Here is a 13,549-nt window from a genome sequence, read left to right on the forward strand (position 1 = left end):
GGTTTAGGTTCGGAATTGTAAGGTTGGGAGGTTAAGATCTTTTTACTCTTTATTGTCGGATATTTTTGGCCACGAATACACAAATGTTTTTTTGTTTCTCTTTCAAAGTGTCCCTTCCTCCGGAGGGGTGCCTGCAAGGCGGGGTGGGTTTTGGTTCGGAATTGTAAGTTTGGGAGGTTTTGATCTTTTTACTCTTTATTGTCGGATATTTTTGGCCACGAATTCACAAATGTTTTTTTGTTTCTCTTTCAAAGTGTTCCCTCCGCCGGAGTGGTGCCTGCAAGGCGGAGTGGGTTTAGGTTCGGAATTGTAAGGTTGGGAGGTTAAGATCTTTTTACTCTTTATTGTCGGATATTTTTGGCCACGAATTCACAAATGTTTTTTTGTTTCTCTTTCAAAGTGTCCCTTCCTCCTGAGGGGTACCTGCAAGGCGGGATGGGCAATTAAAGCAAACCCGAAACCCGCAACATTAAAAAGAGTATCCGAAATCCAATTAACGCCGCTGCCTTTTTGCTTCAAAGATCAAGATTCCCGCAGCAACCGATACGTTCATGGAGTCTATTGCTCCTTCCATGGGGATGATAATGTTTTGGGTAGTATTTTCCAGCCACTCGCAACTTAGCCCTGTGGCTTCAGTACCTACCACAATGGCACTACCGCCGGTGAAGTCAACACTGTGATAAGGAACAGAGGCCTGTAGTGCGGCTCCAAAAATGGCAATTTTTCGCTCCTTTAAAAAAGCAATAATTTCTGAAGTACTGCCGGTGGCGATCTTATTTGTGAAGATGCAGCCTACACTACTGCGAATGATGTTTGGATTGAACATATCTGTCCGCGGATTGGCAATAAGTACGGCATCTACAGCTGCAGCATCGGCGGTGCGCAATAATGCTCCTATATTTCCGGGTTTTTCGGGGGCTTCGGCGACGAGAATCAGCGGATTCTTTGTTTTGAAGGTCAGGTTTTGCAGGGAAAGCTCCCGGGAACCCACAATTGCCAGTACCCCTTCGGTACTTCCGCGGTATGCGATCTTTTGATATACTTCCGAAGAAAGTTCGGTCACATCAACAGGATTGGAAATTAATGAAAGCAGATTTTCGGCTTTTTCAGCAGGAAAGAGATCAGAGGTATAATACAGTTCGGTGACCTGGTAGCCTCCTTTTATAGCTAAATTTATCTCCCGGATGCCTTCTACTACAAAGACGTGTTCTTTTTTGCGGGCGCGCGATTTTTCCTGTAACTGTAATATCCTCTTTACCGCCTGATTCTGAAAACTACTTATGAATTTTTGCATGCTGCAAAGATAGAAAACTTCGGGTTTGGTGCAGTAATAGTGGCGTAGGGCATGGTAGGATTTTCAGGATTGGAAAAAAAGCGGTATTTTAACGGGAAAACGAAAAACCACTTTTATGGAAAAGAAAAACAAGAAAAATAAGCCACTTTCAATGCCTGATGCTTTTAAGGTGCTCAGCTTTATTTTTGCCGCTATTTTGATTACTGCCTGCAGTAAAAAGATCACTTTCCCGGTTTCTAATGTAGTACCCGCTGCTGAAGCCGTTGTAAAGGTCGATAAAGATAACAACCAGAATTATGAAGTAGAGCTTGAGGTGAGTAACCTTGCAAGCCCCAACAGGCTTACGCCTTCGCGGGCGCATTATGTGGTGTGGATGGTGACCAGGGAACACGGCACCATTAACCTGGGTCGGCTGGATATCAATCGCAAGAACAACGGGAAATTGACCACCAATACACCTTATGAACCTATAAGGATATTTATTACTGCCGAAGATGACAGTAAACCTGTACTGCCTTCTACGCAGGTGGTACTAAATTCGGAAGATTTCAAAGTATAAAAAAAAGAGGCTGATTGAAATAGTACTAATCTTTTCTTCGGAAATTTTAGAATCTACTGATCCTAAATTTTCAGAAGTAGTTAGAACCTGAAAACCTTCAGGTTAAACGGGATTAGTTTTTCAATCAGCCTCCTGTCAAAAATGGCATTTTTGGAGATTATTTTTTCTCCTGCTGGCCGTATTTTTCAGTATATCTTTTTGCCAGCTCTGTCTGGTGGCTTTCCAAACTTATTTCACGCCCCTGTATAAACGCCCGGGCAACTTTATTGGTACGCATATCCAGCGCGTCTCCTTCACTAATAAAAAGAGTGGCATCTTTACCGGCCTCCAGTGTTCCAAGGCTGTCGTCAACCCCCAGGATCTTTGCAGTGTTTGAAGTGATCATTTTAAGAGCGTCGGTTTTACTGAGGCCGTAACCGGTAACTGTACCTGCGTAAAATGGCAAATTTCGGCTGTTCATTCTTTCCATGTCACCGCTGGTTTCCAGCCCCACAAGAATTCCTTCCCGATTAAGCAGGTAGGCGAGTTTGTAGGGTAGGTCATAATCCTGATCTTCCATTTGCGGGGTTTCGTGCACACGGCCTACAAGTACCGGAACATTGGCTGCCTTGATTTGATTGGCTACTTTAAAAGCATCGTAAGCGCCCACAAGCACTACGTTTTCCAGTTGATGTTCTTCTTTAAAAGCCAGGACGTCGATAATCTCTTTTTCTGAATCGGCGTGGATGTAAATTTTCTTTTTTCCGTTAAATACAGTTTTCATGGCCTGGAAAGGCAGATTCGCTTTTTCCTGGGGTCCTGCGAGGTAGGCTTTGGCATTTTTAAAAAATGAGCTCAACTCCTGAAGGTCTTTTGAGTAATCATCATTCGGTTTTATACCGGGATCTTCACCCATCCACCAACGGCCTCTGCGAACGCTGTTGGGCCAGTTAATGTGCAAACCATCATCTTCTTTTAATACGGCATCTTCCCAGTTCCAGGCATCAAACTGTACAATAGACGAGGTGCCGGAGATCCTTCCGCCCCGTGGAGCGATTTGCCCTACGAGCACTCCATTGGGGCGCATACTTTCCACCACCTGGCTTTCGGCATTATAAGCGATGAGACTGCGAACGTGAGGTAAAAGTTCCCCAAGTTCATCTTCGTCATCACTCTGTACCACCGCATCAATTTCTACCAACCCCAGGGAGGAGTTAGGGGCGATAAACCCGGGATAAACGTGTTTGCCCTTGGCATCGATCACGGTACCGGGATATTGACGATTGGTGGAAGCCGCATCGGTCACCGTAGTTAGTTTCCCGTTCTCAAAGATGATCACGCTGTTCTCAATAACTTCTCCATTCCCAACGTGGGCAGTGGCACCTACAATGCTTATTGCCCGGTCCTGTTGTGGCGCCGGAGTTTGTTGTGCTATGACCGAACCTGCAAAAAGGAGCAGGACCGGCAGAATATATTTTTTCAAATTTTTCATACTTCAAATTTTAGAGGGTGTCACAGTGCATTTCTTCTTTGCTGGAGTTTTTTACCGGCTGCGTCTTAAGACCATTGTTTTTGGCCTTTAGCATTTGGGAGGTGAGCAGGTTTTTCTGCTTTTCCACTTCCTTTCTAAGTTGTTGATCTCTTTCCAGATCAAAATACACTACGCCTTCAATTATTGTCTTTTCAGGCTTGGCGTAAACAGAAAGCGGATGGGCATTCCATAGCACTAAATCGGCATCTTTTCCTTCTTTTATGCTTCCCACACGGTCATCAATGTGCAGCAGTTTTGCCGGGTTAAGGGTAACAAATTTCCAGGCTTCCTCTTCAGAAATGTCCCCGTATTTCACACTTTTTGCCGCCTCCTGGTTCAGTCTGCGGCTCATTTCGGCATCATCACTGTTAATGGCGACTGTTACACCGGCATTATGCATAATGGCAGCATTTTGCGGGATGGCATCTTTTACTTCATATTTATACGCCCACCAGTCAGAGAAAGTAGAACCTCCCACGCCATGTTCGGCCATTTTATCGGCTAATTTGTAACCTTCCAAAATATGTGTAAACGTATTTATATTAAAACCGAATTGCTCGGCTACCTTCATCAACATATTGATCTCACTTTGAACGTAAGAATGTGCAGTCACAAAGCGTTCGCCGTTAATGATTTCCAGGATGGTTTCCATTTCAATGTCCTTGCGATAGGGTTTGCCGCTCTTTTTTAGCTGCTCATATTCGCGGGCACGGGTAAAATAATCTACAAATACCTGTTCCACCCCCATACGGGTTTGTGGGAAGCGGGAATTGCTGTCCCAGTTTGCCTGTTTTACGTTCTCTCCCAAAGCAAACTTGATGAACTTTGGTGAATTGTCAAGAACCATTTCCTGTGGAGTAGCTCCCCATTTCATCTTTAGGATGGCCGACTGTCCTCCAATTGGGTTAGCCGATCCATGAAGTAGCTGCATTGTAGTTACTCCCCCGGCCAGGTTCCTGTAAATTCCAATATCATCGGGATCTACTACATCTTCCATCTGCACCTCGGCCGATGAGTTGTGTCCCGCCTCATTCACGGCCGATGCCGCCAGGTGAGAGTGCTCATCTATAATCCCGGTAGTAAGGTGCTTTCCTGTAGCATCTATTACTGTAGCACCACGGGCGCTAAGGTTTCTGCCAACTGCAGCAATCTTCCCATTCTTTACCAGTACGTCGCTGTTTTCCATGATGCCTTCAGCTTCATTGGTCCAAACCGTAGCATTTTTGAAGAGTACATCCTGTTGCTTCGGAAGCTCCTGAAATCCATAAGCCATATTCGGAAAGGTTACAGGAAGTACTTCGGGGTGTTCTTCAGATTTTTCATCTTTCTTTTCTGAAGCATCTTCAGTGCGGGTAGCAGTAAAACTGGTTGCTGTACCATCTCCTAAAATGGCTTTTCCGCTGAAGGTTTTTGCGTTATTAGAGATTCTGGCGCTAAGCCTGGTGTATTCAGTTTTTGTAGTATCGGGAGAAGATAGCAGCAGGTTAACCCAGTTGTTGCTGTAGTTGATCTTTGAACCTATCTTGCTATTATTGGTGCTAACTTCAGCCTTGGGTTTTGAAGGCTCACCGCTGATCTTTACCGTGTAGGTATCGCTGCCGACCTTGACATCATAAGTACCGTTGAGGTTCACCAGGTCAATGTCTTCAAATACAGTTCGTTTGCCCTGAACCCAATTCTCGTATATAGTGGTTTCCTTGTCAAAATAGTCGCCAGAGGTAATGATAAAATTCGCCCAGGCACCTTCTTTTAAGGTTCCAAGTTTATTTTCATGGCCTATAAGTTTTGCAGGCACGGTTGTTAAGGCAGCAAGGGCATCTTTTTTATCAAGTCCATAAGCCACTGCTTTAAGTAAATTCTCCCTGAAATTCTTTTCGGCATCATGAGATGTGATGGTGTAGGGAACTTTCTTCTCGCTAAGCATTTTGAGGTTTGCCGGTGCCTGGTTCCATTCTTTCATGTCTCCCAAAGTGGCGTAGTTGGCCATGTACGGGTCTTCCATATCAAACGGCTCGGGGTAATTAACGGGTACAATAAAGGTGGCATTGGTGGCATTTATGGCATCAAGTCGCTCAAATTCATTTCCGCTGCCCACAATCACATACTGCACACCCATTTCGTCACCCACTTTATCGGCACGAAGTTCATCCAGTAAATTGTCGGTTTTGAAGATTTGAAGGAGGTTTTTGTTCTCATTAAAAGCTTCAAGAGCAAGATCTTTATTGTGGGCATTACCCTTCGCGTACCAGTCGGCGTCAAGATAAGTTTGTCTAAGCAAAGCCATGGCACCCATTTTAGAAGAAGGGTAGACCTGTTTTGATTTTGCACTTTTTTCAAAGGAAAGATATTGTGCAGACTCTTTATCAAGTATTCTGTCTCCTTCAGTTCCTTCGGAATTTAAGGCGATAAGCATTCCGGTACCACGCACAATTCCGTCGGGCATGTGAGTATTAACTACGCCAAAACCAAGCTTTCTCAGCTTTTCGGCTTCCTCTTTATTATAGGAGAAGTTTTCCAAAGCCGAAGTTTCGGGCCTTATATGGTCATTCCAGTAATAACCTTCGCGCCCGGCATCGTACTGCGGATTCCCGCTGTAGGGGCTGCCGCCTTCGCTTTTCGGTTTTTCAATCCCAAAACTCGAGTAAAGATCAATAAAGGAAGGGTAAATTGTTTTTCCTTTAAGGTCAATGACTACAGCATTTGCGGGAATTTTAATGTTTTTTCCAACGGCGGTGACCTTTCCATTGCGCATGGCCAGCATCCCGTTTTGAATAACGGTGGAAGGATCTACATAAATGTTGGCGTTCGAAAGAACTGTGAAGTTGGTATTTTCCTGAGCCTTAACGGCATCATTCTTAGGAAAATACTCCTGCGCCTGCAGTCCGGTTACGGCACTAAACAGCAGGCAGAATAAAAGTTTAATTCTCATAAAATTGTTATAGGATTGGAATTTTGAGCAGGTAAGTTAGCAAAAAAATGAGAATGATTAACTTGTTATAATTTTCCTCTGCTTTTGTGATAATTTACCAGCAGCGCCACCACGTAACTGTAGCTCATCATTCCCTGTGGCTGATTATTGGCCACCAGGAAGGAATTGTAGGTAAACATAAAAATTGGTTCGAAAGGATTTTTGTGGCTTTCCCAAAATTCCCGCACCTCCCGGTAGTTTTCCTTTACCCCAAAGTTAAGTTCTGAGGCAAACTTTTCGGCTAACTCAGGATCCCGGCGATAAAGTTCGCTAAGGCAATAGCTTAAGGCAAAGGTGTAGCCCGAATAGTTGAAATATGGATCAGGATGGTTCATCGTGGTAAGACAGGCGAGAAAATTGGCCTCATTTTCTTTAGCAAAACCCAACTGATGACCAATTTCATGGCTCGCGGTAGTAGGAATCTTGTAAGCCACAATTTGCGTGTTTACCTGCCCTTCGTTGGTTAGCGGATTTAAGTAACCATTAAAACCCATATAGGTAAGGGGAACGCTGTAGAGAGAGCGCTTTAGGCTGGGCACGTGATAATCAAGTTCCGGAAAATCCTCTTCAATATTCTTATATCCTTCTACCGATAATTCTAGGAGTTCATATTTTGAATAAGGAATTTCCACCTTTACCGAATCATCGCCGGTAATAGAAAGATGAAGTTCGTTGGAGGTGGCAATAAGATCTTGCGTTAATTCTACCAGTTCTTCTGTAGTGTAATCATTTTCAATTTCCAGGGCGGCATGAAGCGGCAACCGGTAATAATTAAAACCCCAAAAGAGGTTAAAGCAAAAATAGATAAGAGATAATACGGCAAGAGCATTTAATATCCATCGCCGGGGATCTTTGAATCTTTGTTTTATTCTCAATACTATCCAGCGAATAAGCATAATCACCAGTAAAGCGTACAAAAGATCCCCCAGAGAAAACGGAAAGAATCCGAGGGTTTTTCTCAGTAACGCCGAAGTAATGGGATAAATGCCATTGCTGTACCACTTTTCCACAAATAGAGGGTAGTTAGACAGTACCTTAATCAGGATGATCTGAACAGGTAAGAACAGGGTTAGAATTAAAGCAACTTTTTTCTTCACCTTTCAAAAATAGGATTTTTAAGGATCAACCTGCAAGAGACAGCAGCCAAGACTTTAATAAAATTATCGGTATTTTGGATGAAACCGGGAAAACCTGAGTAGAACAATTTTCTTCTGATTGTCCCCTCCTCCGGAGGGGTGCCTGTAAGGCGGGGTGGTAATTCGTTGTTCAATACTCGGATATTTTTGGCCACGAATTCACAAATGATTTTTATTATCTCCAGACGATCTCTTTCTCCTGAGCGTAACCCTAGGCCGGGGGTGATGGTCTTCAGAATCTCAATTTTTATCAGAAATAATACTTTTATTACTGAATTTCTCTTTCAAAGTGTCCCTTCCTCCGGAGGGGTGGCCGAAGGTCGGGGTGGGAGTAGACTATCAATCTATGAATACTTATCAATTATATACTGCATTAGATTTTCCATAACCCGTTCAACATCCATCATTACCTCAGTAGCACTCACTTTCCAGACCAGTAAACCCAAATTTCGGAGATAATTTTCCCGCCGATCATCATATTCTTGCTTTTCGTTATGGCTGGAACCATCTATTTCGACGACCAGCATTAATCCCTTAACGTAAAAATCTACAATGTAATGTCCAATGACACGTTGCCTGTCAAAATCAATATTGTAAAATTTTCCTTTATGAACCTGTTGCCAAAAAACGATTTCCGGAAGATTCCCCATTTTTCGTAAAGCTCTTGCTCTATTCCTTAGATTTTTTTCTGCGGGTAAGTAAGGAGAAGGTTTGCGGTATATGGGAATAGCATCTATAGTTGTAAGAACAGGAGCATTCTTTCCCACCCCGTCCTGCGGACACCCCTCCGAGGGAGGGGATCCATTTTGAGAATTTTCTTTTTCATTATTGCTCATGATTATAAGTTAATTAAAATTCAGGACAGTTATATAGTAACAAACTGTGCCTTGGATATTTTATCATACCGAATGGATAGGTAATCCAATCCTTCTTTAGAGTCCCCTCCTTCAGAAATAGCCTTCACGATCACAATTTTTCTCAAATAACACCTCTTTTTTTGAATTTTTTCTTCTGAGTGTCCCCTCCGCCGGAGGGGTGCCTGAAAGGGGGGGTGGTAATTGCTTGTTCAGTACTCGGATATTTGTAGCCACTAATTCACAAATGATTTTTTGTTTATCTATCAAAGTGTCCCCTCCTCCGGAGGGATCCTGTAAGGCGGGGTGGGTTGTTTAACTCTAATGCTCTACGATTTCTTATATTTGTGAGAATTCAAACTTAGAACATCATGAACGAAGAAATAAGGGCTTTAGAACCTAAGCCACTCTGGAATAAATTTGCCGATCTCAATGCGGTTCCCAGACCTTCAAAAAAGGAGGAAAGGGTAATCGAGTTTATAAAGAACTTTGGGAATGACCTGGGGCTGGAAACCGAAGTTGATGAGGTGGGAAATGTCATTATACGTAAACCTGCAACCCCGGGCATGGAAAACAAAAAGGCGGTAGTGCTGCAGTCTCACCTTGATATGGTGCATCAAAAAAACAGCGATTCCAATTTCGATTTTGAAAATCAGGGGATTGAGATGTATGTTGATGGTGACTGGGTGCGGGCAAATGGGACTACCCTGGGAGCCGATAACGGACTTGGTGTAGCCACCATGATGGCCATTTTGGAAAGTAAGGAAATTGAACACCCGGCTTTAGAAGCACTCTTTACCATAGATGAAGAAACCGGAATGACAGGAGCCATGGGCTTAAAACCCGGACTGCTTAAAGGGGATATCTTGCTTAACCTCGACACCGAAGAAGATAATGAGATAGGAATTGGATGTGCCGGTGGCGTAGATATTACTGCTTCCGGAACTTATACAGAAGAACCTGTGCCCGAAGACTCTATTGCCTACAGGGTGCAGGTGAAAGGCCTGCAGGGAGGACATTCAGGAATGGATATCATCAAAGGTCTTGGAAACGCAAATAAGCTCATGAACCGCATTCTCTTCGGCGGGTATGAAAACTTCGGAATGAGAATTTCTGAAATAAATGGCGGCGGCCTCCGTAATGCTATTCCGCGGGAAAGTGAAGCTGTAGTAGTGGTTGAGAAAATTCAGAAGGAAGATTTTACAGCTGAAATTGGGAAAGCCATTCAGCAGATTAAGCAGGAATATAAAACCCTGGAGCCAAAGCTTCTTATTGAGGTTTCAGAAACTGAAGCCCCTCAAAAAGTGATGGAACTGGGAGCCCAGGAGTTATTTCTGAAATCTATTTACGCTGCTCATAACGGCGTGTACAGGATGAGCCCCGATATTGAGGGCCTTGTGGAAACTTCTAACAATGTGGCGCGCGTAACTGTCAAAAATGGCAAAATTGAAGTGCTTTGTTTGACGCGCTCTTCGGTAGATTCTTCAAAGACCGATCTCGCTAACAGCCTTCGCGCCGGATTTGAACTTGCTGGTTTTGAAGTGGAGCTCTCGGGTGCATATCCCGGATGGGCTCCTAATATGGATTCTCCCATTTTAAAGGTGCTCGATGAACTCTACCGAAAAATGAATACCGATGAACCCGATATTGCTGCCTGCCATGCCGGCCTGGAATGCGGAATCTTAGGAAAGAACTACCCCGAAATGGATATGATCTCTTTTGGACCAACTATTCGCGGCGCACACTCACCCGATGAGAGGGCAAGTATATCTTCAGCTCAAAAATACTGGAGCTTTGTACTTGAAGTATTGAAGAACATTCCGGAGAAGAAGTAATTCTTTAGGATCATTTAAATAAAAAAGCTTCCAAAAATGTCATTTTTGGAAGCTTTTTTTGTGAGGATTTTTCTTCTACTGGATATCTACCATCTCAACTTCAAAAATAAGATCGGCAGATGGTGGAATTACTGGAGGTGCACCATTTTCTCCGTATCCTAAATGAGAAGGAACAAACAGTACTGCTTTATCTCCTACCTGCATTTGCTGCACGCCTTCTTTAAATCCGGGGATCATAGGTGCATCTTTACTGTATAGCATTGGCATAGGGGCATATCCTCCCATTTGCTGTCTTCTTTCATTAAGCACACCTGCTTCTTCGGCTACTTCGGCAATGTTGGTATCAAAAAGATCACCAGAGCTCAAATAGCCTTTGTAGTTTACCCTTACGGTATCTCCCTGTTGTGGCTTTGGGCCTTCACCTTCTTCCAAAAATGCAATCTGGAGACCGCTTTCAAGTTCTTTAGCACCGGCTTTCAATTCCTCGTAACGCTGAGCGTTAGCAGAACGCTGCTCGTTCATTTTGCGTTCCTTTTCTTCAGCTTCAGCCTTAAAATCGGCTAACTCCTGAGTAAGAACTTCAGCAGCTTTAAAATTTTTGGCTGCCTGGCCTTTGCGAATGATCTTTACTTCCTGCATTACCACATCTTCAAGAGGACGATCATGTGCGCCTGTTTCTACGTTTCCAATTGCCTCTACCACATCCATACCTTTTACAACCTCACCAAATACGGTGTGCATGCCGTTAAGCCACGGAGTTTCTTTTAAAGTGATAAAAAACTGGCTCCCGTTGGTGTTAGGTCCGGAGTTTGCCATAGAAAGAATCCCTGCCGAATCATGGGTAAGTGTGTCAACGATCTCATTTGGGAATTTGTAGCCCGGGCCGCCGCTACCGGTTCCCTGAGGGTCACCTCCCTGGATCATGAAATCTCCAATCACACGGTGAAAAACGAGTCCGTCGTAAAATGGCTTTTTTTGGTACTGCTCTTCGGCCATGGTAGTGGTGCCTTCGGCAAGAGACACAAAACTCGCAACCGTCATTGGTGTTTCTTCAAAATAAAGTTCAGCGATAAAGTCTCCCTGGTTGGTCTTGAATTGAGCGTACATTCCCTCTTCAAGATCTGGATATTCGTCATTACAGGCAGTAAAAGCAAATAGCACACTGCATAAAAGCAAAAAATTGATTTTCTTCATGTTTAAATTAATTGTTTAGTTGTTATTTTCCTGATTAGCTTCAGGTGCTTCTGAAATATCTATGAGGGTAACCGTAGAAATCAACGGCACATCTGCTCCTATACGTTTTTTATCTCCGTAATACCCGAAAGCTTTGTGAGAAGGAAATAAAAAAGTAACTGTTTCTCCTTCTTTCATAAGCTTGAGCCCCTGTCTCAGTCCGCTGAAGAGTTCTTCCTGGTCTATGGCATAGGTGCGGGGAGCGATCTCCTCATCGGTATAAATATCACGGCCACCAAGAGTTTTTAAGTTGTAGTCGAATTCTACAACATCCCCAAATTTTGGAGTTTTGGCAGCGGTGGTATCTTTTTTATTGTAATAGTACCAAAATCCGTTAGCCGAAGAAATGTACTCCCGTGTAGTATCGGTTTCAATGATCTTTTGGATCCGGGCTTCTTCTTCGGCTACAATTTTCCGGTTGCGCTCTACAGCTTCATTAATATATGAACCCGACTCCTGCGTCACCGGTCTTCTGGCTTCAGGCGACTTGCACGAAAAAAGTAGCAGACCAATAAACAGTATTACATATTTCATTTTCATAGTGCCAGGTTTGTCTTATAAGTAGGCAAGATACTAATAAATCTTTCGACGGTCTCCTGCAGGGAAAGATCACTTTTGCCTCCTGCGGCGTTAGTGTGGCCGCCGCCTTCAAAATAGCGCCGTGCGAATTCATTGACCGAAAAAGTACCTTTTGAACGGAAGGATATCTTCACGATCTTTTCGGCTTCATTTTCGATAAAAATGGCGGCAAAAACTATACCTTCTAAAGAGAGGCCATAATTTACAAAACCTTCAGTATCTCCTTTTTTAAAGTTATGCCTGTCCAGTTCTTCCTGTGACAAAGTGATGTATGCCGTACGCAAACCCTCTACTACCCTCAGGTTTTGCAGTGCGCATCCCAAAAGTTGCAGTTGCCCGTAAGAACTGGTGTCAAATACATTTTCATGGATAGAAGTATTGTCGGCACCTTTTTCAATAAGATCGGCTATCACGCGGTGGGTGAGGCTGGTGGTAGATCTATACCTGAAAGATCCGGTGTCGGTCATTATTCCGGTATACAGGCAGGTGGCGATTTGCGGAGTGATCTTTTGTGCCAGGCCAATATTTTCTATAAAGTGGTACACCATCTGGCAGGTTGAGCACATGGTAACATCGCTATAGGTGACATCGGCATAATCATCGGGTTGTTGGTGATGGTCTATCATCACAAAAGCAGCTGTGGCCTCCTGTAGCGGTTTGTACATGTCGCCGGCCCGTGAGAGGTGGTTAAAATCGAGCGTGAAGATCACATCGGCTTCAGCAATAATCTTTTCACATTTTTCGGTATCCCGGTCATAAAGCAGCGTTTCTTTTTCGTAAGGCATCCACTTTAAGAAATTAGGGTAATCATTGGGAGCGATAAGATTTACGTAGTGCCCCAGTCCCTCAAGCAAAATCTTAAGAGCAAGTGTAGAACCCATTGCATCACCATCAGGCCCTTTATGGGGAACAATAACGATCTTCTTTTTGCCTTCAAGTAACTCCTTTATTTTGGAAATATCTTCGTTTGTCATAGAGAGCGAAGATATTGAATATTTGAAGATTCAAAAAGTACTTACAGCAGTTCCTAAAATGTCATTTTTGACAGCCTTTATCTGCGGAAGATCGAATAAAAACCTATGTACCTTGTATATGGGCCTGATTTGATTATTTTTGCAGCAAAATTAAAAACTAAGTAATGGCAGAAAATAGAACTTTCACCATGATTAAGCCCGATGCAGTTGAAAAAGGACACATTGGCGCTATTTTAGAGCAGATCACTGCTTCAGGATTCAGAATTGTTGCGATGAAACTTACTCAAATGACACGTCGCGATGCCGAAAAATTCTACGAAGTACACAGTGAACGTCCATTTTACGGGGAGCTGGTTGAATTTATGAGCCGCGGGCCAATCGTTGCCGCTATTCTTGAAAAGGAAAATGCTGTTGAAGATTTTAGAACCCTTATTGGGGCTACAAATCCTGAAGATGCTGCCGAAGGTACCATTAGAAAGAAATATGCTGCTTCTGTAGGTGAAAATGCCGTACACGGAAGTGATAGCGATGAGAATGCACAAATTGAAGGTGCTTTCCATTTCGCCGGAAGAGAAATGTTCTAAGTAACTTCTGAAATAAGATCAAA

At 43.4% G+C, this 13,549-nt stretch carries 11 protein-coding genes; 3 read left to right on the plus strand and 8 right to left on the minus strand.

Annotated features, from left to right (window positions below):
- Positions 1–493 precede the first annotated feature (493 nt).
- Positions 494–1,294, minus strand: coding sequence for a TrmH family RNA methyltransferase (locus OQ279_RS15725; protein WP_266070971.1), 801 nt, complete (start codon positions 1,292–1,294; stop codon positions 494–496).
- A 115-nt stretch (positions 1,295–1,409) separates the two neighbouring features.
- On the opposite strand from OQ279_RS15725, the gene OQ279_RS15730 reads away from it, so the two are divergent.
- Positions 1,410–1,853 carry a hypothetical protein gene (locus tag OQ279_RS15730; RefSeq protein ID WP_266070972.1) on the plus strand — a complete coding sequence of 148 codons (444 nt, stop codon included), beginning with the start codon at positions 1,410–1,412 and terminating at the stop codon, positions 1,851–1,853.
- Between the two features lie 157 nt (positions 1,854–2,010).
- On the opposite strand, the gene OQ279_RS15735 is transcribed toward OQ279_RS15730, so the two are convergent.
- From OQ279_RS15735 to OQ279_RS15750, 4 genes are all read right to left on the minus strand, one after another.
- Entirely contained in the window at positions 2,011–3,324 is a 1,314-nt protein-coding gene (locus OQ279_RS15735; RefSeq protein WP_266070973.1) for an amidohydrolase family protein, read from the minus strand.
- A 10-nt stretch (positions 3,325–3,334) separates the two neighbouring features.
- Positions 3,335–6,292, minus strand: coding sequence for an amidohydrolase family protein (locus OQ279_RS15740; protein WP_266070974.1), 2,958 nt, complete (start codon positions 6,290–6,292; stop codon positions 3,335–3,337).
- A 65-nt stretch (positions 6,293–6,357) separates the two neighbouring features.
- Positions 6,358–7,428 carry a DUF3810 domain-containing protein gene (locus tag OQ279_RS15745; RefSeq protein ID WP_266070975.1) on the minus strand — a complete coding sequence of 357 codons (1,071 nt, stop codon included), beginning with the start codon at positions 7,426–7,428 and terminating at the stop codon, positions 6,358–6,360.
- Between the two features lie 383 nt (positions 7,429–7,811).
- Positions 7,812–8,303, minus strand: coding sequence for an endonuclease domain-containing protein (locus tag OQ279_RS15750; RefSeq protein ID WP_266070976.1), 492 nt, complete (start codon positions 8,301–8,303; stop codon positions 7,812–7,814).
- 389 nt (positions 8,304–8,692) lie between these two features.
- Between OQ279_RS15750 and OQ279_RS15755 the strand changes: the two genes are divergently transcribed.
- A complete protein-coding gene (locus OQ279_RS15755; RefSeq protein WP_266070977.1) occupies positions 8,693–10,156 on the plus strand; it encodes an aminoacyl-histidine dipeptidase in 1,464 nt (487 codons plus the stop codon).
- 75 nt (positions 10,157–10,231) lie between these two features.
- Here the strand turns inward: OQ279_RS15755 and OQ279_RS15760 are convergent, their stop codons facing one another.
- Genes OQ279_RS15760 through OQ279_RS15770 form a run of 3 tightly spaced genes read right to left on the minus strand, consistent with a single transcriptional unit; the run spans position 10,232 to position 12,942 of the window.
- Entirely contained in the window at positions 10,232–11,350 is a 1,119-nt protein-coding gene (locus tag OQ279_RS15760) for a peptidylprolyl isomerase (RefSeq protein ID WP_266070978.1), read from the minus strand.
- Positions 11,351–11,365: 15 nt separating this feature from the next.
- Positions 11,366–11,923, minus strand: coding sequence for a gliding motility-associated peptidyl-prolyl isomerase GldI (gene gldI, locus OQ279_RS15765; protein ID WP_370866536.1), 558 nt, complete (start codon positions 11,921–11,923; stop codon positions 11,366–11,368).
- A 2-nt stretch (positions 11,924–11,925) separates the two neighbouring features.
- On the minus strand, positions 11,926–12,942 hold the full coding sequence (locus tag OQ279_RS15770) for a DHH family phosphoesterase (RefSeq protein WP_266070980.1): 1,017 nt from the start codon (positions 12,940–12,942) through the stop codon (positions 11,926–11,928).
- 164 nt (positions 12,943–13,106) lie between these two features.
- Here OQ279_RS15770 and OQ279_RS15775 point away from each other — a divergent pair, with 164 nt between their 5' ends.
- Positions 13,107–13,526 (plus strand): nucleoside-diphosphate kinase, encoded by a 420-nt coding sequence (locus OQ279_RS15775; RefSeq protein WP_266070981.1) that lies wholly within the window; start codon positions 13,107–13,109, stop codon positions 13,524–13,526.
- The last annotated feature ends 23 nt before the right edge of the window (positions 13,527–13,549 follow it).

Source organism: Salinimicrobium profundisediminis, assembly GCF_026241755.1.
GTDB lineage: Bacteria > Bacteroidota > Bacteroidia > Flavobacteriales > Flavobacteriaceae > Salinimicrobium > Salinimicrobium profundisediminis.